This window comes from Methylomonas sp. Uni0011 (assembly GCF_056850255.1).
The window spans coordinates 51,346-73,285 of the sequence record NZ_JBVVNO010000022.1 but is presented as its reverse complement, the minus strand read 5'-3'; the positions used below and the strand labels follow the sequence as shown (position 1 = coordinate 73,285).

General features: G+C 54.6%; 19 protein-coding genes and 1 pseudogene. 10 read left to right on the top strand and 10 right to left on the bottom strand.

Annotated features, from left to right (window positions below; genetic code table 11):
- Positions 1-119, top strand: a pseudogene (locus AC0IM9_RS18225) (DDE-type integrase/transposase/recombinase); the annotation flags it as partial.
- 24 nt (positions 120-143) lie between these two features.
- Here the strand turns inward: AC0IM9_RS18225 and AC0IM9_RS18220 are convergent.
- Positions 144-590 (bottom strand): NfeD family protein, encoded by a 447-nt coding sequence (locus AC0IM9_RS18220; protein WP_482804929.1) that lies wholly within the window; start codon positions 588-590, stop codon positions 144-146.
- Between the two features lie 2 nt (positions 591-592).
- Complete coding sequence (locus AC0IM9_RS18215) at positions 593-1,513, bottom strand: SPFH domain-containing protein (protein WP_482804928.1); 921 nt, start codon at positions 1,511-1,513, stop codon at positions 593-595.
- Positions 1,514-1,615: 102 nt separating this feature from the next.
- Between AC0IM9_RS18215 and AC0IM9_RS18210 the strand changes: the two genes are divergently transcribed.
- Complete coding sequence (locus AC0IM9_RS18210) at positions 1,616-1,879, top strand: hypothetical protein (RefSeq protein WP_140913573.1); 264 nt, start codon at positions 1,616-1,618, stop codon at positions 1,877-1,879.
- 8 nt (positions 1,880-1,887) lie between these two features.
- Here the strand turns inward: AC0IM9_RS18210 and AC0IM9_RS18205 are convergent, their stop codons facing one another.
- The 3 genes from AC0IM9_RS18205 to AC0IM9_RS18195 are packed head-to-tail and all read right to left on the bottom strand — an operon-like array spanning position 1,888 to position 5,695.
- Complete coding sequence (locus AC0IM9_RS18205; protein WP_482804927.1) at positions 1,888-3,840, bottom strand: transglutaminase TgpA family protein; 1,953 nt, start codon at positions 3,838-3,840, stop codon at positions 1,888-1,890.
- A 2-nt stretch (positions 3,841-3,842) separates the two neighbouring features.
- Positions 3,843-4,793 carry a DUF58 domain-containing protein gene (locus AC0IM9_RS18200; protein ID WP_482804926.1) on the bottom strand — a complete coding sequence of 317 codons (951 nt, stop codon included), beginning with the start codon at positions 4,791-4,793 and terminating at the stop codon, positions 3,843-3,845.
- Positions 4,790-5,695: an AAA family ATPase gene (locus tag AC0IM9_RS18195; RefSeq protein WP_482804930.1), complete on the bottom strand. Its 906-nt coding sequence runs from the start codon at positions 5,693-5,695 to the stop codon at positions 4,790-4,792. The genes AC0IM9_RS18200 and AC0IM9_RS18195 overlap by 4 nt, the downstream gene beginning before the upstream one ends.
- Positions 5,696-5,829: 134 nt before the next feature.
- Between AC0IM9_RS18195 and AC0IM9_RS18190 the strand changes: the two genes are divergently transcribed.
- The gene (locus AC0IM9_RS18190; RefSeq protein ID WP_278209900.1) at positions 5,830-6,174 is read left to right on the top strand and encodes a TraR/DksA family transcriptional regulator; all 345 of its coding nucleotides are present in this window, start codon (positions 5,830-5,832) and stop codon (positions 6,172-6,174) included.
- A gap of 64 nt (positions 6,175-6,238) precedes the next feature.
- Here the strand turns inward: AC0IM9_RS18190 and yihA are convergent, their stop codons facing one another.
- A complete protein-coding gene (gene yihA, locus AC0IM9_RS18185; protein WP_140913577.1) occupies positions 6,239-6,850 on the bottom strand; it encodes a ribosome biogenesis GTP-binding protein YihA/YsxC in 612 nt (203 codons plus the stop codon).
- A gap of 110 nt (positions 6,851-6,960) precedes the next feature.
- On the opposite strand from yihA, the gene AC0IM9_RS18180 reads away from it, so the two are divergent.
- From AC0IM9_RS18180 to AC0IM9_RS18165, 4 genes are all read left to right on the top strand, one after another.
- On the top strand, positions 6,961-7,641 hold the full coding sequence (locus AC0IM9_RS18180) for a c-type cytochrome (RefSeq protein WP_278209899.1): 681 nt from the start codon (positions 6,961-6,963) through the stop codon (positions 7,639-7,641).
- A gap of 46 nt (positions 7,642-7,687) precedes the next feature.
- Positions 7,688-8,305, top strand: coding sequence for a thiol:disulfide interchange protein DsbA/DsbL (locus AC0IM9_RS18175; protein WP_278209898.1), 618 nt, complete (start codon positions 7,688-7,690; stop codon positions 8,303-8,305).
- A 112-nt stretch (positions 8,306-8,417) separates the two neighbouring features.
- Positions 8,418-9,956 (top strand): GGDEF domain-containing protein, encoded by a 1,539-nt coding sequence (locus AC0IM9_RS18170; protein ID WP_445372155.1) that lies wholly within the window; start codon positions 8,418-8,420, stop codon positions 9,954-9,956.
- A gap of 12 nt (positions 9,957-9,968) precedes the next feature.
- On the top strand, positions 9,969-11,282 hold the full coding sequence (locus tag AC0IM9_RS18165) for a GGDEF domain-containing protein (RefSeq protein WP_445372156.1): 1,314 nt from the start codon (positions 9,969-9,971) through the stop codon (positions 11,280-11,282).
- Between the two features lie 58 nt (positions 11,283-11,340).
- Here the strand turns inward: AC0IM9_RS18165 and AC0IM9_RS18160 are convergent, their stop codons facing one another.
- Positions 11,341-12,024 carry a hypothetical protein gene (locus AC0IM9_RS18160; protein WP_186289645.1) on the bottom strand — a complete coding sequence of 228 codons (684 nt, stop codon included), beginning with the start codon at positions 12,022-12,024 and terminating at the stop codon, positions 11,341-11,343.
- Between the two features lie 231 nt (positions 12,025-12,255).
- On the bottom strand, positions 12,256-13,929 hold the full coding sequence (locus AC0IM9_RS18155) for a glycoside hydrolase family 17 protein (RefSeq protein WP_482804925.1): 1,674 nt from the start codon (positions 13,927-13,929) through the stop codon (positions 12,256-12,258).
- Positions 13,930-14,213: 284 nt separating this feature from the next.
- Between AC0IM9_RS18155 and AC0IM9_RS18150 the strand changes: the two genes are divergently transcribed.
- The gene (locus AC0IM9_RS18150) at positions 14,214-15,941 is read left to right on the top strand and encodes a multicopper oxidase domain-containing protein (RefSeq protein WP_445372158.1); all 1,728 of its coding nucleotides are present in this window, start codon (positions 14,214-14,216) and stop codon (positions 15,939-15,941) included.
- Positions 15,942-16,000: 59 nt separating this feature from the next.
- Here AC0IM9_RS18150 and AC0IM9_RS18145 read toward each other — a convergent pair whose 3' ends face one another.
- Entirely contained in the window at positions 16,001-17,653 is a 1,653-nt protein-coding gene (locus tag AC0IM9_RS18145; RefSeq protein ID WP_482804924.1) for a multicopper oxidase family protein, read from the bottom strand.
- Positions 17,654-17,893: 240 nt separating this feature from the next.
- Between AC0IM9_RS18145 and AC0IM9_RS18140 the strand changes: the two genes are divergently transcribed.
- Positions 17,894-20,530, top strand: coding sequence for a UPF0182 family protein (locus AC0IM9_RS18140; protein WP_140913585.1), 2,637 nt, complete (start codon positions 17,894-17,896; stop codon positions 20,528-20,530).
- Positions 20,531-20,551: 21 nt separating this feature from the next.
- On the opposite strand, the gene AC0IM9_RS18135 is transcribed toward AC0IM9_RS18140, so the two are convergent.
- Positions 20,552-20,998, bottom strand: a complete 447-nt coding sequence (locus AC0IM9_RS18135; protein ID WP_260839377.1) for an Rsd/AlgQ family anti-sigma factor — start codon at positions 20,996-20,998, stop codon at positions 20,552-20,554.
- Between the two features lie 90 nt (positions 20,999-21,088).
- On the opposite strand from AC0IM9_RS18135, the gene AC0IM9_RS18130 reads away from it, so the two are divergent.
- The gene (locus AC0IM9_RS18130) at positions 21,089-21,916 is read left to right on the top strand and encodes a 5'-methylthioadenosine/S-adenosylhomocysteine nucleosidase family protein (protein WP_482804923.1); all 828 of its coding nucleotides are present in this window, start codon (positions 21,089-21,091) and stop codon (positions 21,914-21,916) included.
- Positions 21,917-21,940 lie beyond the last annotated feature (24 nt).

The following is a 21,940-nucleotide window of genomic DNA, read 5'->3' as shown; positions in this document are numbered from 1 at the left end:
ATGCGCTATTGATGGCCATTTGGAAGCGTAAACCGGCACAAGGCTTACTCTGGCATACCGACCGAGGGAGCCAATATGCTTCGGAAAGCCACCGGGCGCTATTGAAGCAACACGGCATTTGCCAGAGGTATGGAAACGCTTTATTAGCCGCAAACCTCCACCTCAAACTCCGTCCCTTTCACTGCGGTAACTTTGACTTTGGTGCCCACCGGGCTATCCGGGCCGCGAACTGTCCAGATCGTGTCGTCGACTTTGACTTTGCCGTGGCCGTTTTCGATCGGGGCGATCAGATTGAAAGTGCGGCCGACGTATTGGGCGCCGCGCCGATTCAATAACGGGTGGTCGCTAACGTCCGTGGCGCGGTTGCGGGCGTATCGGCGCCAGGCCAGTACCGACGATACCGCCAGCAGCGAAAACAGCAAGACCTGGACGTTGAACGTGGTTGCTTCGATCAGTAGCACCACGGAGCCGACGATGAAGGCAGAAACCGCCAGCCACAGAAAAAAGAAGCCGGTGGCCACAATTTCCAAAGCCAGAAAGCCGACCGCCAGCACCCACCAGTACCAAAATACGATGTCTTGTTCCACCATGTTCAGCCCTTCTTCTGCAAGGCTTCTTTAGCCAGCTCGCCGATGCCGCCCAAAGCGCCGATCACGCTGGAGGCCTCCAGCGGCATGAACACCAATTTGCTGTTATTGGCGGAGGCGACGTCTTTCAAGGATTCGATATATTTTTGGGCGACGAAGTAATTGATGGCCTGTACGTCGCCTTTGGAGATCGCTTCGGACACCATCAGCGTGGCGCGGGCTTCCGCTTCCGCCAGGCGTTCGCGGGCCTCGGCGTCGCGGAACGCGGCTTCCTTACGGCCTTCGGCTTCCAGAATCTTGCTTTGTTTCAAACCTTCGGCTTTCAGGATTTCCGCCTGACGCAGGCCTTCGGCTTCCAAAATTTGGGCGCGTTTTTCCCGCTCGGCTTTCATCTGCCGCGCCATCGAATCGACCAAATCCTTGGGCGGCGCGATGTCTTTGATTTCGATCCGGGTGACTTTGATCCCCCACGGCGAGGTAGCATCGTCGACGACGGTCAACAGGCGAGCGTTGATTTCATCACGGCGGGACAGCAGTTCGTCCAAATCCATCGAGCCCATCACGGTGCGGATGTTGGTCATCACCAGATTGATGATCGCGACGTCCAGATAATTGACTTCATAGGCGGCCTTGGCGGCATCCAGGATTTGATAGAACACCACGCCGTCGACCCGCACCATCGCGTTGTCCTTGGTGATGACTTCCTGCGACGGCACGTCCAACACTTGCTCCATCATGTTCAGCTTGCGGCCGATCTGGTCGATGATCGGCACGATAATGTTCAAGCCGGGCGTCAAAGTCGCGGTATATTTACCGAAGCGCTCGACGGTATATTCCATCCCCTGGGGGACGGATTTGACGCTCATGAACACCATCAGTATGGCAAACACCAGTAACACGGTTACAAACAAGCCAAAGCCGCCCATAGCGCCTCCTAAATTTGAAGTTTATTTTTGTTTATTGCCAACGTTTGGTCGGCTAATAATAATGTATGTCCCTTTAACTTGCTGGAAACAGGACCCGGATACATGAATACCTTGATCTACTACAGTTTTAACGTGATGATCCTCGCGGTGGTGATTTTGATCGTCGGGATGTTCAAGCCCAAGTGGATTCTGTTGTGGATGGATAAACCGGGGCGGTTGCCGGTAATCGCCATTGCCGGCGCGATTTTCATGGCCGCCGCAGTGATGTTCGGCGAGGGTAACAAGCAATTACAGACTGAAAAAGCCAAGCAGGCTCAATCGCAGCCTCAGCAAAAAGCCAAGGAAGAAGTGCCGGATCTTCATTAAGCTCTCGCTCAAACCCGCAAGCCGCGAACCAGCGCTTTCAAGACCTGCAAGTCTTCGGCCGAAGTGCAAGGTTCGTAGCGCAGACGGATAAAAACCGTTGCAATCCGTTCGATTGCGTCAGCCAAGTCCGGCCGCGCGCTCTTGGCGCGTTGCGCCAGGGTCTGCGGGCCGTCGCCGGGACCGAAGTCGACGCCGGCCTGGCGCAGTTTGTCGCAAAACTGGCGGTAGGCCAGCAATACCGGGTCGCGCCGACGTCGGTTCGGCCTTAACAACCGCCAGGCCAACACGCCTCCTAACCCGCCCACGCTGAGCACCAGCCAATAACCCAGCTTGACGAAGTCGTCGATACCCAGGCTTTGCAACAAAGCCTGTTGATTGGCGGTATCGTAGTTGATGACCCAGCGCTGCCATTGGTAATCGACGTTCTGCCACAGTTGCCGGCTGCGTTGTAGCCAGGTCAAGGTTTTGGCATCGAGTTGAATCGGGCTGAAATTCACAGCACCGCTGGCGATCTGCAAATCAACGTTCACGCTTTGTTCGATCCGTTCCGGGGCTATCGCGGCGGTCGGGTCGAAACGCACCCAGCCCTTACCGTCCAGCCAGACTTCGGCCCAGGCATGGGCATCGGCTTGGCGGATTTCCAGAAAACCGCCTAGCGTGTTAAAGCGGCCGCCTTGGTAGCCGCCGACCACCCGCGCCGGGATTTCGGCGGCCCGCAGCAGATAAACGAAAGCCGTGGCGTAATGGCTGCAAAACCCGGCGCGGCGTTCGAACAGAAACGTGTCGACCGGATGCTCCGGCATCGGCTCCGGATTCAAGGTATAGCGAAAATTTTCGCGGTGGAAGTGCTGCATCAAATTAGCGATCAGCACCTCCGGCGATGTCTCGCTGCCGCGCAACTGGGCGATCAGATTGCGAATTTGTTCGGAAGGCTTGCCGGGCAATTGCAAGTTTTCCCGATTCTCGGCCGGGTTGATGTCGCCGGTGTTGTAGACCGGCATTGATGAAATCCGATATTCGGCGCGGTCGCCGGGATCTTTGTTGGTGGTTAACTGGTACAACTCGTTGCGGCGCAGGCCGGCGCTGAATGTGCTCGGCAATTCCAAAGCAAACACCCAGTTTTGTTTTTGCGGTTCCATCATTAAGGTGTAAGCGTAAGTCTTGCCGCTGAATGTCGGCTGATCGGGATTGGTCGCGCGGAACAAGGCCGGCGCCGCCTTCCAGGCCGAGCCATCGAAAAAGCTATAAACCGGGCCGCGCCAGTAACGCTGGGCCGGCGGCGGTAGATCGCCGTCGAACTTGACCCGAAATACCAGTTCGGGGGACAGGCTCAATTCGGCGATCGAGCCCGGTTCCAGCGTATCGCTCAAGCCGCTTTTGGCTTGATTGTCGGCATCCAGCCAACTCCAGCGCGGCGCTTCCAGCCTGGGAAACAACACAAACAACACCATGGCAATCGGCAGACTTTGCAGAATCAGCGTCGCGGCGGTTTTCAGGGCCGGAACGGTTTGTGGTGAAACGCTGTTTTGGGTGATCAACGTCGCCAACAGCACTGCGCAGACCAGCACAATGTAAAGCGCCATCAAAATGCTTTCTTCGTACAAAAACTGGGTTGCGGCGACTATGAAGGCCAGATAGACGATGACATACACATCGCGCTTGCCCTGAATTTCCAGTAACTTCAGTCCCAGCGCTACGACAAACAACGCGGTGCCGGCGTCGCGGCCGAAAATGCCGCGGTGCTGGCTATAGACCAAGCCAATTCCGGCCAACGTCAAGCCAAACAAGGCCAAACGATTCGGCAACCAGTCCGGCCGGCTTATCGCCAACAACCGCCAAAGCCAGGCCAAGCCAAAAAAACCAATCAACAACGGCGGAACATGCCAGGCATGCGGCAAGGTAATCAGGCCGATCGAACCCGATATGAACCATAACAGGCGGGAGGAGGGTTGGCCGTTCATGCTCAAAACAGGGCCAAGGCTTGCAGACATTGGCGGTAGTGGGCCGCGCCGGTATCGGGCTGTAGGCGTAGATTGGGCAGCACCAGCCCGTAGCGCAATCCGGCTTTTTCCGCATCGATGATCCAGCGGCAGAGTTGACTGAGGCGTTCCTCGCGGTTGTGTCCCGGCGCCTGTTGATAGTCCAGCCATAGCTCGTTGGAACCGGCGCCGGCGTATTGCTTGCTGAAGACGCCCTGGCCCTTGGCGAACGTTTTCCAATGAATCTGCCGAATCGCATCGCCGCGTTGATAAGGGCGCAAGCCGTAAAATTCGTCGCCCTGACGCCGGCTCTGCCCCTCGGCGACGGCACCGTCGTCGCTCTGTGGAAACGGCAATTGCCGCTTGGCCGGTTTGGGATAAACCAGCAACGGGCTGTCGAATCGCAGCGGCGCCCAGGCTCGAAACAATCCCAACGGATACAGGCTGGATACCGTCAATGTCTGCGGTTGCAGCCAGCCGCGGCGAACTGTCGCTTGATACAAAGTTGCGGTTTGGGTTTCGGCCGGCGCCAGGCTGATAGTCAGCTCGGTTTGCAAATGTAGTTGGACGGCAAACCGGCTGAGCCGGCCGGGATTACTGATCTGAAAATTAAAGGCTCCCGCCTGGCCGGCAAACACGGCCGGTTGTCGGCCGGCCCTGACGATCAACCCGGCCAGGGCTTTGAAGCTGTGCAAAATCGCGACAAAAAAAATGCTGGCTAACAAAAAGCCCAGTAAATAAGCCAGGTTATTGCTGTAAACGAAGCCGATCAACAGCAGCAACAGGATCAGCAGGACGAACCCCAAGCCACGCTGGGTCGGCAAGATAAAGATTCGGCGGTGGCCCAGCGTGATCGGGCCGGCGGCTGGCGCTTCGCCCTGGAAAAACCGCGACAGGCGAAAGCGGTCCGGTAACGATAACGCCGCCGTGTTCAATGAACCGGCACTTGCGCCAGTATCGGCGCGACGATGCCGACCGAATCGCTGGAACCGGCATTCAAGCGGTGGCCGGCCACTGCCGGTAGCACGGCTTGCACATCTTCCGGTAGCACCGCGTGGCGCTTATCGATAAAAGCCCAGGCTTTGGCGGCGGCCAGTAAGCCCAGGCCGGCACGAGGCGACAAGCCGTTGACGAAATCGGGCGACTGCCGGGTGTAAGCCAGCAGGGCTTGTAAATAATCCAGCAAAGCGGGCGAGGCGTGTACGCCAGCCGCCGCTTGTTGCAACTCGACCAGCTGCGTCGGGCTCAGGGCTTCGGGCAGCTTATTAATCAATAGATGGCGGGGTTGGCCGGCCAACAATTCGCGCTCGGCCTGACGGCTGGGATAGCCCAGTTCTATCCGCATCAGAAAACGATCCACTTGCGATTCCGGCAACGGAAAGGTGCCGATTTGATTGGCCGGATTTTGGGTCGCAATCACGAAAAACGGCTGCGGCAAAGCATAGGTTTGGCCCTCCACGGTTACCTGGCGCTCTTCCATCGCTTCCAGCAACGCACTCTGCGCCTTGGGTGTGGCACGATTGATTTCGTCGGCCAGTATCATTTGTTTGAAGATCGGGCCCGGGTGAAAGCTGAATTGTTGCTTATGGGTGTCGAATACCGTCGAGCCGATGATGTCGGCCGGTAAGATGTCGCTGGTAAATTGAATCCGCTGGTATTCCATGCCGAATAGTCGCGCCAAGGTGTGCGACAGCGTGGTTTTGCCGACGCCGGGAATGTCTTCGATCAGCAAATGGCCCTTGGCCAGCAGGCAACAAACCGCCAGCTGAATTTGGCGTTCCTTGCCCAGAATGATCTGGTTGGCGGCGGCGAGTAGCCTGTCGAGAGCAAAGTCCATCGCGAGATTCATGGCAGAAATGTCGATGTCTCGAGTATAGACCAGCTTGGTTGCGCCGGCAGGAGCTTCGTTGTATAAACCAAAAGGCCGGCACCGGCCGGACTAAGCCATGCAGCACCGCTGCGGAGACTGAAATGAAAGAATATCAAGACGTGCGCGACCAACTGCTGAATATGCTGGAAGATCTCGACGACCGGCTGGGCAAGATTACCGCCGATGTGAAGCACGCCGAGCATCCGCTGGATAAGGATTTCTCCGAACAAGCCGTCGAAACCGAAAACGATCAAGTGCTGGATGCCTTGGGTAATGCGGCCCGCGACGAAGTCGAAAAAATCAAACAGGCCATTATCAGAATCGATGCCGGCACGTATGGGGTTTGTGTCAGCTGCGGCGAACCGATTCGGCAGGAGCGGCTGGCAGCGCTGCCGTTCGCCAACCAATGCCTGCGTTGCGCCGAACGCAGCCAGAGCCGGCAATAGTCCGTTCCAGCTACGGCCGATCCCGGCTAGCGGAGGATTTTGCTGCAGCTATCGGCGGCACACGTCAGAGCGCTGCCACGGAAAATCCGAACCACTCGTCCAGAATCTGGTGCACGTCGTCGACGCCGACTTTGTCTAAGGCCGAAAACAGCTGCAAGCTCACGACAATATCGACCCGGCTCAACTCCTTCTGCACTTGTAGCAACGTGGTTTTAGCCGCGCCGAATTTGAGTTTGTCGGCCTTGGTCAACAAGATATGCAGCGGTAATTTGCGGTGTTCGCACCACTCGACCATTTGCCAGTCGAAGTCGGTCAACGGATGGCGGATATCCATTACCAACACGATGCCGCACAAAGCTTGGCGTTGGTTCAGATAGGTTTCCATCATTTTCCGCCACTCTTGTCTCATCGCTTCGGGGACTTTGGCGTAACCGTAACCGGGCAAATCCACCAGTTTTCGCTCTGGGTCGATTTCGAAGAAATTCAACAATTGAGTGCGGCCGGGTGTCTTACTGACTCGGGCGAGGGCATTCTGTTGTACCAGCGTATTGATCGCGCTGGATTTACCGGCATTGGAACGGCCGGCGAACGCAATTTCCTTGCCCTGATCCGGCGGCGCATCCTTCAGTTTGGGGGCGCTGTTGATGAACTTGGCCTGGTGGTAGATCGGATTCATCCAGTCTCGCTTACAGTGATTAAATCGGTTAGAATCCGGCCATTATAGCGCTTGGCGGCCGACGGCCGCGTGCTTTGTGCCGATCAACCTTTCCTGAGCAGGGGCCCATAATGATAAGAAAATTGCTGACTGTTTCCATCTCTTTGGCGTTGGCGTCCGCCGCCGGTTATGTCCACGCCCAAGGCAACGCCAGCGCCGGCAAGGCCAAGGCCGCCAGTTGCGCGGGTTGCCATGGTGAAGACGGTAACAGTACCATGCCAAGCTTCCCGAAGTTGGCCGGCCAGCACCAGGGCTATCTGGTGAAGCAATTGCAGGCCTTTAAGAACGGTAGTCGAATTGCGCCTATGATGGCGCCGTTGGCGGCCGGACTGGACGATCAAACCATTCAGGAAATCGCCGCTTACTACGCCGGCAATAAAATCTCCGCCAATCCTGCTCCGGTTTTGCCGGCCAGCGACGACGATGATGACGCTCCGGCCAAAACCGACGAGCAGAAAAAAGCCGAGTTGGCGGCATTGATCGCGCAGGGCAGCGATTTGTACCGCAACGGCAATTTAAGCCGGGAAGTCTCGGCTTGCGTGGCGTGTCACGGCCCTTATGCGGAAGGCAACAAACCGGCCTCGTTCCCGTCGCTGCATTCGCAACATGCCGATTATCTGATCAAAACCCTCACCGATTTCAAAACCGGCGCCCGCAGCAACAATCGGGAAAACATGATGCACATGATTGCCACCAAGATGACCGATGAGGATATCAAAGCGGTTTCTTATTACATCTCGACGATGAAATAAGGCCATCGAAGCCGATTGTCGGGATTATTTTTTACGGAGAACTTTGATGCTAAAAATTATTGCGTTGCTGGGGCTGTTCGGTTTTGCCACGTTGGCGAATGCGGAAGGCGGTTATGATCCGGTCTCGCCGGCGCAACCGGTGCAAAATCCGGCTAAAGTCGAAGTTATCGAGTTTTTCTGGTACGGCTGCCCGCACTGCTACAGTCTGGAGCCGGCAATGGTGGAGTGGCTGAAAACCAAGCCGGCCAACGTCGAATTTATCCGCCAACCGGCGGTGTTCAGCGAGCTGTGGGGCAAGCACGCTAAAGCTTATTACACCGCAGAAGCTCTGGGTGTATTGGATAAGGTGCATGCCGACCTGTTCAACACCGTCCAAGCAGCGCTTCGAGACAAAAAGCCGGCACTAACAGACGAAGACGACTTGGCGAAATTTTTTGCCGCCCACGGCGTGAAAGAGGAAGATTTCCGTGCCGCCTACAGCTCGTTTCTGGTCGACGCCAAATTGCGCCAGGCCGAATCGATCGGGCCGCGCTACGGCATTACCGGCGTGCCTTCTCTGGTGGTCAACGGCAAATACAAGGTGACCGCGCAGTCGGCCAAATCACAGGCCAATATGCTTAACGTGGTCAACCAGCTGATCGCCCAGGAAAGCCCCCAAAAATAAGGCTGCAACAGCCTTGGCAGCTTCCGGCAGGGACGCGGAAGCCGTCCCCGTCGCAATTTTAGCCATAGGCTATACTTGGCCCGATGAAAGTTTCGATATTGAGGCGGAGTTCATGGTTTTTTTCAAAAACAAGGAAGAAGGGCCGGAAAAGTGGAAGGAGAAATATCTCCGGCTTTTGGATGAGCAGGAACAAAGCGAAAAGCAGTTCAAAGCCAACGAAGAATTACTCTGCAAAACCATCGTCCGTTTTGCGTTAGCGGTGAAAGGGCTCAACCGGCAGTTAGACCCGCATTTGAACCGGATCCGCAATTTGTTGAAAAGCGGTCTGCAAAGCCAACAGCTACAACAGGAATTGGCTGCCTTCTCGGCCGCGTTGGCCAAATTGGAAGATTCGGCGGAAACCAATTTTGCCGATGCCGGCTTGTTATTCGAATTTCTCGGCAAACAATACCCGCCGTTGCAACTTCGCTTCGACCACGTTCGCGACGATTACGAAAACCGCCGGTTTAATAACAACCAAGGATTGTTCTTGGCGCTGTTGGAACTGATCGAAGCCGAAAACAAAGCTCAGGCGCTGCCGGCTCTCGGTATAGAGCTGCCGGCCGGCGACATCGATGTCGATGCGATCCACATTCAGTTGATACGCTTGCTGGACAATGCCGAGATCCCGTCGTTTTTCGCGGCGGACGCCGAGCGATTGAAACAGCGGATCCAGACCGAACGGCAGCCTTTGGGTCGGGTGTTCGACGATACCATCAGTCTGTTGCTGTCGATAAAAAGCCATCTGGAAGCCGAGCAGCGCGAAATGGCGGTATTTCTGGCCGCGTTAACCGAACAGTTGACGGAGCTTGGCATCAGAGCCACCGGCGTCAACTTGGCCGCCGAAAACAGTTTGAAAAAACGTAACCTGTTGGATCGCACCGTATCCGAACAGATTCAGGAATTGAAGGAAAAGGCCGAAAATGCCACCCAATTGGAACCGCTGAAGCAAGTCGTCAGCAGCCGGCTCAGTACCATCAGCGAGCAAATTCAGGAACACAATCGCCGGGAACAACAGGAACGCGATCGGGTGAGTCAAGAAATGCAGGCCTTGGCAAATAAATTGAAAGAAATGGAAACCGAATCCGGCGAATTGCGTTCGCGACTGGATGTCGCCCAGCAGCGGGCAACCCGCGATCCATTGACGGGTTTGCCGAATCGATTGGCTTTCGAAGACCGGCTCGCCGACGAAATCGCGCGTTGCAAGCGGCACAAGTCGCCGCTGACGATGATCGTCTGGGATGTGGATTTGTTCAAGGCTATCAACGACACTTACGGTCATAAGTCCGGAGATAAGGCGTTAGTCATTATCGCCAAGTTATTGACCGAACATTGCCGGCAAACCGACTTCGTTTCCCGTTTCGGCGGTGAAGAATTCGTCATGTTATTGCCTGACACCAATGCCGCGGCCGGACTGCAAGTCGCCGAAAAGCTGCGTAATACGGTACAAGGCTGCAGTTTCAACGCCAATGGCAACAAAGTGAACATTACCCTGTCCGGCGGCTTGAGTCAGTACCGGGAAGGCGATAGCACCGAGGCTTTATTCGAACGTGCCGATGCCGGTTTGTATCAGGCCAAGCATTCCGGTCGGAATCGTTGCGTCGTGGTTTAGAGCGATTGTACGATGGCAATTCAGTCCCCTTATTCCGCCCCGGTCGATATCGAAAAATTTCTGTATAAGTTGGTGATCCAGCTTTTGATTTTCAGCCAAGGCAGCCACAAATTACTGGAGCCGCATCTGGTGACGATCGGCGCTAGATTGCGCAGCGGCGCAAATTTGCATGACTTGTTGCAGGAGCTGCAAGCCGTGTCGAAAACGTTGTTACAAATATCCAAGCAAGCCAAAGAAGAGCCCGGAAGCGATAGTTCGGCCGCTGCCCAGCATGACTATGTGTTTCAACGCCTGGAGGAACTGTTAGGCGAAGCTGAGGTGCCGCGGAGATTTCAGCAGCAGACTACGCTGCTCCGGCAACGCGTCCACGCCAGACAAACCGGGCAAGCGTATAAACGCGTAATCGACTCGGCGATCGAGTTGTTGTTGAACATCAAGGACTATGGAGCTTCCGAGAAAAAGGATCTTGATCTGTTTCTGGCCGACTTGACCGATCAACTGGGCGAAATCGAGCAACAGGCCGAAACCGCCAGCAAAGCCAACAAATTGTCGATGGACAATCGCAACGACCTGAGCGAAAGAATTTCGCGGCAGGTCGGTGATTTGAAGGACTCTGCACAATCGGCGCAAGGACTGGCCGAGTTGAAAACCCACACCAGCGAGCACCTCGACCGCTTACTGGAACAATTGCTCGAACACAAGCAGATGGAAGACTTGCGCCAGCTCGAAGCGCAGCAGGAAATCGAGATCATGACGCAAAAATTGCAGGCCTTGGAAACCGAGACCGAGACTTTGCGCACCAAGTTGAAAATCGAGCACGACAAAGCAATGTGCGATTCGCTGACCGGGTTGCCCAACCGTTTGGCTTACAACAACAGGGTGGAAATGGAAACGAATCGCTGGAAGCGCTACAAGGAGTCGTTGGCGTTGGTGATTTGGGATATCGACCATTTCAAGCAGATTAATGACAATTACGGCCACAAAGCCGGCGACAAGACTTTGGCTTTGGTCGGTCAATTATTGTCAAGCAACTGTCGGGAAACCGATTTCGTCGCCCGATACGGCGGCGAAGAGTTTGTGATGCTGATGCCCAACACCCCTGAAGACCAAGCCCTGGAAGTCGCAGACAGCATTCGCAGTATTGTGCAGCATTCCGGATTTCATTCCAACGGCGAGGAAATCAATTTAACCTTGAGTTGCGGCGTCAGCGAATTCAAGGAAGGCGACCAGCACGAAGACGTTTTCGTTCGAGCCGACCAAGCGTTGTACCGCTCCAAACAACAGGGCCGAAACCGTTGTACTTTATTCACCGACGATCTCGGCTAGGGGCGCGGCAAGCGCCCGCCTGCGCTATCTAACGTAATTGCCGGGCGGCAAGGCGGGATTAGTTGAAAAAGAAAGGGTAGCGGGCGGAACGGTAAGGCCGGGTAGCGGCCATACAGCGATCGAACACGGTAATTGCTTGGTCGCAGGAAATCACTTCTTGCTGACTGTCCAAAATGTAGTGGGCCAAATTCAAAATGCATTTCCAATGCCGGCGATCGTCGATAATGCGGAAGGCTTCGGCCAGTAATTCCTGCATTTTCTTTTCGCGCTCGGCCCTGGATGAAATGAAGTGCTCCAAATAGCTTGAGGCGGTCTCCAGATCGCTGTATCCGCCGTAGTTGTGCAGCGCGTTGAAATTAATCAGGTTGAGATTGAACACCTCGTCGTCGCGGATTGCCACGTATTTGGCTTCGGCTAACGGGCCGGCCAGCAGATTCACGACATCGGCTTCGTAAGCTCTTTGGCAACTGTGCTGTTGATGTTCTGCAAGTAATGAAAAACTTTCGACGACGGCGATCGGCAGGTTTTGGATCAGATTACCATCCACCACTTTGGCAAAGAACTGGTCTTTACCCGCTCCGGGGCGTTGGACATGGATTTCGAAAAACACGGGAGGTAATTGCTTTTGCCGGTTGCCAAGGTAAATGGCCGCTGCGTGGCCGGCTTCGTGAAAAGCGGTGCGTAAGTCCAATTCGTCCGGATGCACGAAAGTGGACGTCGAAGAATGGTAGTTTCTTTCCATAATGACAACCTCGTCCAAAAAAAGATGCGGCGCAAGGCCGCATTGAGGAAGGATATTAAAACTCTTTACCCTTTAGGAGAGGGAGCGCATACATAAGAGTTGCATATAGTTTACTGGCGGGCTAGGGATTTGAGAATGTGACAAATTGCCGCGCGGCAAACTGTCGCTCGATATTGAGGCTTGGAAAACATCGCGCCGAGGGCACGGTTTCGGCAGCAGTAGTATCTAGCATTAGCGATCAGCGTTCTGCGGTTTGTCGAACCAAAACAGTAACGACAGCACCGCCAGATAAATCAGCCAAGTCGCTAATTGCCGGTTGTTCAGCGTGTAACTTAGCGCGACCGGCAAACCTTCGGCGATGCCGGGATGAGCCTGGATGAAATCCCGGCCCACCATAAATGCCAGGCTTTCGCCGACCACCATTCCGGCAATTGCGAAACACAGCAAGTAGGCGACGACACGGCTATGTTTGAGGCCTGATTCCCAGCCTATCAACTGATCGAACGCCAGCAAGCCGCCGTTGGATTTCCCAGGTCCCAACCATCGGGACACGATTAGCGCGACCAAGCCGAAAACCGGAACCGAAAACTGTTCGATCGGGAAGCTCAGATAGCGGCCATTGACTGCCAGGCCGTAAGTTTTGTACAGCGCCAAGCCGACAAACAGTAAGTATCCTGTCCGCAATGCCTTTGCCAGCTCCAGCGATCCGGGGCGGCCGGCCAGGATCTGCTGCACCCGGCCAAGCAACAACCCGGCCATTGCCGCGTTGGCCAACACTATTAACAAGGTGTACAACCTTTGCCAGTCGCTGTAGCTGGTATACCAAAGGAAATCGGCCAGCGTGACCAAACAGGCGCTGAAGGTCTGAATCGTCGCCAAAACCAGCAGCATCCCCCGCCAAGGCAAGGCTTGCAGCTTGTTAAAAAAGACTCCAATCACCGCCAAGCTAAGCAATGTGGCCGCCGCCAAGCGCCATGTCCAGTTCGGAGTTTCCAGCACCGGTCCGGTTAACGGAAATACCGGTTTGCGGGAAGCCGAGAACAGGCCCCAGTTAGCGCCGACCACGCCTTCCAACTCGCTTTTCCAGGGCTGATTGAAGGCTTCGACAATGTTGTAATCGAAATTATGGCGCTGGGCGACCTGGATCATGCCGCGGATGAACTTGGCTTCGTTCACCACGCTCGGTACGGCCAGGCCCCGCTGGCGACCGGCACTGGGCCAGCCGGACTCGCCGATCAGAATCGGTTTGCCGGGGGCGATGCCGCGCGCTTCGTCTTCCACTTGTTTGACGATTTTCTCCAAATGTTGCGTCGCATTTTCCACCGAGATCGGCTCGTCCTCCCAATAGGGCAGAATATGAATGGTGATGAAATCGACCTCGTTGATCAGTTGCGGATGCTTCATATACATCGACCAGACGTCGGCATAAGACACCGGTTGCTTGACCGCCTGCTTCACGGCGCGGATGTAACCGATCAGCCGATCGACATCCATTTCGCCGCGCAACAAAACTTCATTGCCGACGATGACCCGTTTCACGACATCGGGATTCGCGTTCGCTGATTTGATCAAGGCTTCCATTTCCCGTTGGTTGTCGAGATAAATCGCATCGATCCAACAACCCTGAATCATCTGCAAACCGTATTTCCGTGCCAATTCGGGCGTGGGTTGCATACCGCCCAGGCTGGAATAGGTGCGGATGGTTTCGGTTTTATCCGCCAATAAACGCAAATCCTCATCGACGTGTTCGGGTAGCGGAAACTTTGCCAGCAACGGATTGAAGCCTTCGCGGAACGGCGCAAACGACAGACTCATCAACTTGCCGGCCGGAACGTCGGTGCCGGCATCCTGCGGGAGGTTACTGAGCCAGGCATAGCCGCCGTGAACTGATAAAATTAGGATCAAACAAAGCAGGAGTCGGAGGCTGGGCATAATGTCGCGTGCTGAATTAACGGGCAAATATTTTGTCCGACGATTAGCAAAAAGCGCCGGTTATGGAATTATAAGGCATAGCTGCTTCGCCCGATTGCAAGGTTTTCTCGGCTGGCGAACCGAGCCGCCTCGGCGGCAAAATTGTTAAATAATTTCTGTACTTTACCCATGGGTTCTGGTTACAGTATCGCGCTTTTTCTGATGTTCGGATGCCCTGTCGAGCTATCCGCTAATTTGTCTGTTTTATGAGGTTTTGTATGCATAAAAAGGTTATCCCCATGCTGTGTGGCGCGATGTTGCTGTCCGGTTCGCACTGGGTTTTGGCGGCGGCGGACAAGCTACCGGCAAGTACTAACGTCAAATTGGGGGCGGCAGAAGAGTTTTGTTCAGAATTTACCGATCCGAAATGGCGCGAGGCGCAAGTGATCGACGGTGTGGAAATTCAGGAGTCGCGGATGTGCAATCCGGACAACCCTGCCGAGATCGCTGCGTTTGTAAAAGGTACCAACAATATTTCCATGGCGACCCTGATGGAAACCCAGTTGGCCGCCGATGCGATCACCGTCAGCAACGACATGGACGGCGACGGCGATCCGGACCATTACATCATCAAGCTGGAAATCGCCGAGCTCAACGGCCATTCGCCGGACATGAAGGAACCGACCACGACTTTCGACATTGCCCCCGGCATTCAGCCCACGTTCTGGGTTTATGCGCCCAAAACCCGTGACATGTCGACTCTGAGCCTATACGAACCGGTGGCAAATCCGCTGTTGCGTGCACCGTCGCCGGTAATCCGCGTAGAGCAAGGCGACATCGTTTGGATTGTGTTGGAAAACAGTCATTACTTCCCGCATTCGATTCATTTGCACGGTATCGACCATCCTTACATGGACCATGGCGGCGAAGGCAACGACGGCGTCGGCCAGACCGGGCAAATGGACGTGATGCCGGGCCAAAGCAAAACCTATGTCATCAAACCCCGTCAGCCGGGCACGATGTATTACCATTGCCATGTTCAGCCCCACACGCATATTCCGATGGGGTTGCAAGGTATTTTTGTGGTGGAAGAAAACCGCCCGAATAACTGGGTCCAGGTGTTTAACGTCGGCGCCGGCCAAGTCCGCCATCCATCGGTAGCGGTCAAGGAAAAATACGCGGGCGAATACGATCTGCACTACCAATCCGCGGACAAGGAGCTGCATGAAATGGTGCGTTCCGCTAACGATCCGCGGATTATCGCCCGGCGCATGAATCAGGAATACGATATCACCGAAGCCAAGCCGGATTACTTCATGCTCAACGGCCGCTCGTTCCCGTACACTTTACGCGAATCGTTGATCCTGATGGAAGAGAACAAAAAGGTCAAAATACGCGTCCTGAACGGCCACGAGGAAGAGTTCGCATTGCATATCCACGGCCATAAACCGATGGTGACGCATTACGACGGCGTCGATAACGGCCCCTCTTCTTATATCAAGCGCGACGTGCATGGCATGGTGCCGGCACAGCGACTTGATCTGGAACTTAGCGGCGTCGACGACGGCTTGAATAGTTTCGGCCAAGGCGTTTGGATGTTTCACGACCATGTCGAGAAATCGTTCACCACCAACGGTATCGGCGAAGGTGGCGACATTAGCTTGGTGGTTTACAAAGGCTACATGGATGAGCGCGGCATCCCCAAAGTTCACGGCATGAGCTTGGCGCCTTATTTCACCAAGGAATTCTGGCAAGGCAAATTCCCCGCTTGGCAGGATTACGATGCCTGGAAAAGCCTGGGTTTACCGGACATTTCCAACAAGAAACAAGCTGCATTCGTACCGCCACCGCCTGCACCGGCTAAAACCGATGTCGCTGGGCAACCGGCGTCCGCGGAACAATCGTCATTTTTCGGCCAATTGGTTACCGGCCTGATTTTAGGCGGTTTGGCTTATGTCGGTTTTGCCAATCGGCAACGTATCCTGGATTTATTCGGGAAAAAGTAATCCGCACTAGCCGCTAAACACGCCGGTGTCGAGCTTGTCTCGGCACCGGCGTTTTGTTTTCAGCCGATGTAATATTGGCGCATCATGCCCAAATCTTCGTGCTCCAGATTGTGGCAGTGATACAGGAATAAGCCCTTGTAATCCTGGAACGGCTTGATGATGTTCACCTCTTCTCCCGGCATCACCAATACCGTATCCTTCCAGCCCGAATCGATAAACCCGTCTTTCACCGTTGCATAGTCTGCGGCTTTGGTATTTGCACCGTTGCGGGACAGGATCTGGTACTGCTGGCCATGCAGGTGTATCGGATGGGCCATTTCCATCATCATGCCCCCCATTCCGCCCATGCCCCTGCGGTCCGATTCCGCGCCGCCGCGCATGCCGCCCATCCGGCCCATGCCCATACCGCCGCTGTGTTGGCCGTCCGCGCCACCATGGTCGTGGAAGATTCTGATTTTTTTGATCGAGCCCAGCGCCACTTTCTCGTAATCCATGACCCTGTCCATCGAGAACGAAAGTCCGTTCAATAGCGGCCGCATATGGCGAATCGACAAAGCTATCGGAATCGGGTTGTCCCGGTTGTCGACATTGGCTTCGCTTAGGCGCTGCAACGGCACCAGGGTTTTCGGCAACTTCGGCGAGTCGGCAACTTTTTCGCTGACCTTGAACGCCGCGATCGGAAATTTCGCGCCCTGCGCCAACTTGCCATGCATCATGCCCATGCCGCCATGCATCCCCGGCAAGGCGCCGGAATAGGCCAGGCTGTTTAGGGTCAAGCGCGTGCCAACGGCTCTGCCGCTGAAATCCAGCCACAAATCGACCCGCTCGCCCGGAGCCAGCATGATGTAGGGCCGGGTTTCCGGCTGCGCCAGCAATCCGGCATCGGTACCGATCGCTGTCAATGGCGTGCCGTCGTCCCAACCGAGTTTGTAGATTCTGGAATTGGAGCCGTTGACGGCACGAAACCGGTATGCGCGGGATTTGACGTTGAATTCGGCCTGCGGTTTGCCGTTGACCAATATCGTGTCGCCCAAAAAGCCCATCATCCGCTCCGGCATCGCCTGCAGATATTGCAATTGGTTTCGCTCGTCGAAACGCCGGTCTTGAATGACAAGCGGCAGATCGAATTCGCCGCGCGGCAAATCGAGCTTGGCTTCGTCGGCGTCGTTGACCACGATCAAGCCGGCCAAACCGCGATAAACTTGTTCGGCGGTCAAGTCGTGGGCGTGCGAATGGTACAAACTGGTGCCTGCCCGATTCCGTACTTCGAATTCGTAAACGTATTGCTCGCCGGGCTGTATCGAATACATCGGGTGGCCGTCGCTGTGCTGCGGCACATGCAGACCGTGCCAATGAATGATGGACGGTTCCTGCAGGCGGTTATTGAAAAATATCCGTACCTTCTGGCCCTGCTGCAAGTTTAGGATCGGGCCGAGATAATTGTCCGGCAGTGTCCGCAATGTGCTCGCCGGCCCCTTTAAAAGCGAGGCGCTGTAGGTTTGTACCCGTGTGGCCGGGCCGTCTGCAAAAACGCGTACTTGCGACGTTTGCGCGGAAAACTCGATTTCGACATCGGCATTAAATCCCGGCGTGGCTTTGCGCAGCAGGCTGCTGCCGGTCGCCGCCGACAATCCAGGCAGCGCCGCGAAGGCTGCTCCCGCTGCCGAAGTCTGCAAAAACCGCCGTCTGCTGTGGTTGGTTTGATGCGTCATTTTCCTCTCCCCCTGTTGGCCCTTTGAAAAAGCTCATAATTATTGGGTTTGAACATACTCCAAATTCCAGTGCCGAACAACTTGCCCTTAGGCCTTGACCGCCAGCCCGCGGCAACCCAATCACAATCCGGAATTGGGTGTTAGAATGCTCGGCGAGCGATATGCAAACGCCTAACCGGGCCGATTTAACTCCGGTCGGGGCCACGGCGGGCAAGCGTAAAACTATTAAAAGAGGACATTATGCGTAACTGGAAACTGTTGCCGGCGCTGATGGCGGCAACCCTGGTAGTAGCTGCTGTTTTGTACGTGGCGTTCTACTTCGTGTTTCTCGATTTTTTCGTCGATTTATGGTGGTTTCGCTCGCTGGAATTCGAAACCTACTTTTGGTTGAAGCTGCTCTATCGCTTTATCTTTTCCGGGGCGGTTACCGCATTCTTCTTTGCAATCTTCCTGTTTCATTTCTGGATCGCCTCCCGTTACCTGGGCCTTAACCCGCCTGACGACATCTTGATGGACGACGGCAAACGCCGCCGTTTTCAGCGTTTTGCCGATGTGTTTATGACCGGCTCGGCTAAGGTTTACACGCCGGTCTCGCTAGTGTTGGCCATCGCGATCGCGGTCCCTTTCTACTTGCAATGGGAACAAGCGCTACTGTTCTTCTTCGGCGAAGCCGCCGGCATCACCGACCCGGTATACGGCAACGATGTCAGCTTCTACATGTTTTCGTATCCGATTTACATGTTGATTCAAAAGGAATTACTGACTACGGCCGCGCTGGTGCTGTTGGCGACAGGCGTGTTGTATTGGCTGGAACACGTGTTTGTACCCAACCAAAGTAAGGAGTTTCCGCTCGGCGCCAAAATCCATCTGGCGGTTCTGTTCGGCTTTGTCGTGCTGTTCGTGATCTGGGGCTTTCTGCTAGACCGGTTTTCGCTGCTGTATTCCGACCAAAACGAACCGGTGTTTTTCGGCCCCGGCTTTGTCGAATTGCATTACCAATTGCCGTTGATTTGGCTGGAAATATTTTTCATCGCCGCGATCGCGGTCTCTATCGTGTTTTATGCATTTTCGGAACGGCACCGCAGCAAAACCCCGACCATCGTTGCCGTGCTCGGTTATCTGGCGGTCTGGGGGCTGAGCGGCTCGCATACCATTCCGGAAATGATCGAAAAGTTTATCGTCAAGCCTAATTTTACCCGGACAGAGGGCGATTCGATGCTGCACAACATCGATGCGACGATGGCGGCTTACGACCTGAACAACATCAAAGTCGTCGATTTCAAAGTCAATCTCGACGCGACCAAAGATATCGAGGCCTGGTCCAACGTCAAGCATTTCGAAAACATTCCGGTCTGGGATCGCGAGTTTTTGATCGACAGCTACATGCAGTTGCAGGGCTTGCGCTCGTACTACGTGTTTCCGACTGTCGACGAAGACCGCTATTTCATCAACGACCATTTTCAGCAAGTCAATCTGGCGGCGCGGGAAGTCAACATCGAGCGCATGCCGAAGGAAGCCCAAAACTGGGAGAACACCCATCTGCGCTTTACCCACGGTTACGGTGCGGTGGTTTCGCCGGCGGCGCAAGACGCCGGTATTCCAATCGTCTGGTATCTGCGCGATTTGAACATGAGCTCCGACGTCGGCTTTTCGGTCAAATATCCGGATATTTATTACGGTCTGGAAAAGTACCGTTATGCCATTGTGCCTAACCAACTGGCGGTATCCGATATCTCCACGTCGGCACCCGACGAAGGCAAAGATTACCGCGGCAATACCGGCATCCCGATCCCATCGCTGTTTAGAAAGCTGTTGTTTGCCTTTTATTTGAAAGACGAAAAAATCTTTTTCTCGCCAAGTATCTCGGGCGACAGCAAATTATTGCTGCGCCGCAATATCGACGAACGCATCAGCGCGTTGACTCCGTTCCTGCATCTGGACAAAGACCCGTATCTGGTCATCGACAAAGACCGGTTTTACTGGATCCAGGACGCCTATACGCTATCGAAGTACTATCCGGTCTCGAAACCGGCCGCCGACGATTATCTGGACGGCAGCCACCAGTTCAATTACATCCGCAATTCGGTCAAAGTGGTGGTCGACGCTTACGACGGCAGCGTCGACTATTACATCGCCAACCCGGACGACCCGATTATCAAGGCATACAGCCGCGCCTACCCCGGGCTGTTGAAAAACCTGAAGGAGATGCCGGACCACTTGCTGAAACATTTGCGTTATCCGCGCGATTTGTACTTCATGCAAATGAAGATTTACGCCAAGTACCACCAAAACACGCCGGAGTTGTTTTACGAGCAGGCCGAAACCTGGCAATACGCCACGGTCGACGGCCAATCGGTTTTGCCCTATTTCATTACGATGGATTTCAATCGTTGTAACGACACCGAAGAATTCGTCATGATCAATCCGATGACGCCGATTCGCCGCGACAATCTGAGCATGGTCGGCCTGGCCGGCACTTTGGACGAAGCCGATTGCGGCCGCGGTTACAAACCGGGTATTACCATCTTCAAATTTCCGAAGGATGTACAGGTCAACGGTCCGTCGCAGGTCAATGCCTTGATCGACCAGAATCCGGAAATCGCCGCCCAATTCACGCTGTGGAACCAACAGGGTTCTGAAGTGAAAAAAGGCCGCATGGTGATTTTGCCGATGGGCAATTCGATTTTGTACGTGCAGCCGATTTACATGCTGGCGACCAAAACCAAAATGCCCGAGTTAGCCCGAGTTATCGTCTCGATCGGCAATCAAGTGGTGATGGATAAGACGCTGCAGGCGGCATTCGACCATTTGAAAGCGCAGTTTATCAAAGGGGCTAACGGCCCGGCCTCCGGCATTTCGGCAGTCGGCGGCAAATAAGCCTTTGGTGGTTTCTGCGGTTCAATGCAGCAGCATGGAGCAAAGCTGGTCTTCCAGCTCCATGCGTTCTGCCAAGTGCTCGCCGAGTACCGATAAGTCTTGTGCCAGATTATCGGTTTTGAATTTGCGCCGGCCTTCGTCGTAGGTATCGCTGAACGAAACCGCAGAGGCTGTGATCTTGGAGAACGCCGGATAAATCCGTTCCGCATAGTTCAGCGCCGTAGATTCGTCCTGTGTTTCGGTTAATAGATGCTCGTAAATGCCGAAATGGCCGAGTGAAATATAATCGATCAGTAGCTGAGAGAATTCGGATAGCACGGAGCGCAAATGACTGTCGCCATTGAATGGCAGCATTTTCCCTATCTGGCAATACAACTCCCAAACCGCAGAGCGTTCGGCCAATAATGTTTCGACCCAATGCCGGGCGCTGGCGCTTTTTTCGGCGCGGTAGACGTTAGACTCGATCACTGAAGTTCTCCCTAAATAAAATGACGAGCCTTAAATTTAAGTCACTTATTAACAATATTCAACAACACATTAAAAACAAAGCATTTTTTAATGAAAAATGTGAACGACTCAGCACCTGAGGTTTTTGTTTTTGTGGCCCTGCCCTGTGAAGCAAAGCCCCTGGTTGCCGCCTGGAAGCTTAAAAAAAACACGCAAATACAAGCGTTTGCCACTTACCAGAATCAAAACAGCGTTCTTACGGTTAGCGGCCTGGGAAAAGTAGCGATGGCCGCAGCAGTGGCCTACACGCTGGCGCGCCACCCGGATGTCGCGCACCCCTTGTTGTTGAATTTGGGCGTGGCCGGACATCGCAATCTTCCGCTAGGCAGTTGCGTTTTGGCTGATCAAATCATTGACGCCGACAGCGGCCGGCGCTTTTATCCGCAGTTGCCTTTCTCGGTGCCTTGTCCGACCCACGCTTTAAAAACAATGTCCCAAGCAGATGAGGCATACAGTGACGGCTACATCCGCGATATGGAAGCCTCCGCCTTTTTCGAAACCGCGGTTAAATTCAGTTCCAGCGAACTGGTTCATTGCTTGAAGGTGGTATCCGATAACGCCGACTCGCCGCTGGCGAACATCACTGAGGATGCGGTAACAAACTGGATTGACGGCCGGCTTTCGGTTGTGGCAGACCTGATAGTTGCGCTGAGGGAGTTGAGAGCTGTAATAGCGGTGCCTGACGGGCGGGATTGTCAAGGCATCCTGAGTCGATTTCATTTCACCGCGAGCAATGCTGCAAAATTACAATCGCTATTGAACCGGTGGCGTTTGATGAATGGGGTATCGGTGGATTTAGCGAAAATCGATGCCAAAAACGCAAAAGACTTGATTGCGCAACTGGAGGCCTTAGTGGCTGAAAAGCAATTTTATTTGTAACGGGAAGGCCGTTCTGGAACGGTA

Bases quoted from the DNA above. Each gene is read 5' to 3' on its own strand.
- AC0IM9_RS18165 (WP_445372156.1), top strand. From the start codon at position 9,969: ATGGCAATTCAGTCCCCTTATTCCGCCCCGGTCGATATCGAAAAATTT.
- AC0IM9_RS18215 (WP_482804928.1), bottom strand. From the start codon at position 1,513: ATGGGCGGCTTTGGCTTGTTTGTAACCGTGTTACTGGTGTTTGCCATA.
- AC0IM9_RS18205 (WP_482804927.1), bottom strand. From the start codon at position 3,840: ATGAACGGCCAACCCTCCTCCCGCCTGTTATGGTTCATATCGGGTTCG.
- AC0IM9_RS18130 (WP_482804923.1), top strand. From the start codon at position 21,089: ATGAAAAATGTGAACGACTCAGCACCTGAGGTTTTTGTTTTTGTGGCC.
- AC0IM9_RS18140 (WP_140913585.1), top strand. From the start codon at position 17,894: ATGCGTAACTGGAAACTGTTGCCGGCGCTGATGGCGGCAACCCTGGTA.
- AC0IM9_RS18180 (WP_278209899.1), top strand. From the start codon at position 6,961: ATGATAAGAAAATTGCTGACTGTTTCCATCTCTTTGGCGTTGGCGTCC.
- AC0IM9_RS18210 (WP_140913573.1), top strand. From the start codon at position 1,616: ATGAATACCTTGATCTACTACAGTTTTAACGTGATGATCCTCGCGGTG.
- AC0IM9_RS18170 (WP_445372155.1), top strand. From the start codon at position 8,418: ATGGTTTTTTTCAAAAACAAGGAAGAAGGGCCGGAAAAGTGGAAGGAG.
- yihA (WP_140913577.1), bottom strand. From the start codon at position 6,850: ATGAATCCGATCTACCACCAGGCCAAGTTCATCAACAGCGCCCCCAAA.
- AC0IM9_RS18145 (WP_482804924.1), bottom strand. From the start codon at position 17,653: ATGACGCATCAAACCAACCACAGCAGACGGCGGTTTTTGCAGACTTCG.
- AC0IM9_RS18150 (WP_445372158.1), top strand. From the start codon at position 14,214: ATGCATAAAAAGGTTATCCCCATGCTGTGTGGCGCGATGTTGCTGTCC.
- AC0IM9_RS18160 (WP_186289645.1), bottom strand. From the start codon at position 12,024: ATGGAAAGAAACTACCATTCTTCGACGTCCACTTTCGTGCATCCGGAC.
- AC0IM9_RS18195 (WP_482804930.1), bottom strand. From the start codon at position 5,695: ATGGACTTTGCTCTCGACAGGCTACTCGCCGCCGCCAACCAGATCATT.
- AC0IM9_RS18220 (WP_482804929.1), bottom strand. From the start codon at position 590: ATGGTGGAACAAGACATCGTATTTTGGTACTGGTGGGTGCTGGCGGTC.
- AC0IM9_RS18175 (WP_278209898.1), top strand. From the start codon at position 7,688: ATGCTAAAAATTATTGCGTTGCTGGGGCTGTTCGGTTTTGCCACGTTG.
- AC0IM9_RS18190 (WP_278209900.1), top strand. From the start codon at position 5,830: ATGAAAGAATATCAAGACGTGCGCGACCAACTGCTGAATATGCTGGAA.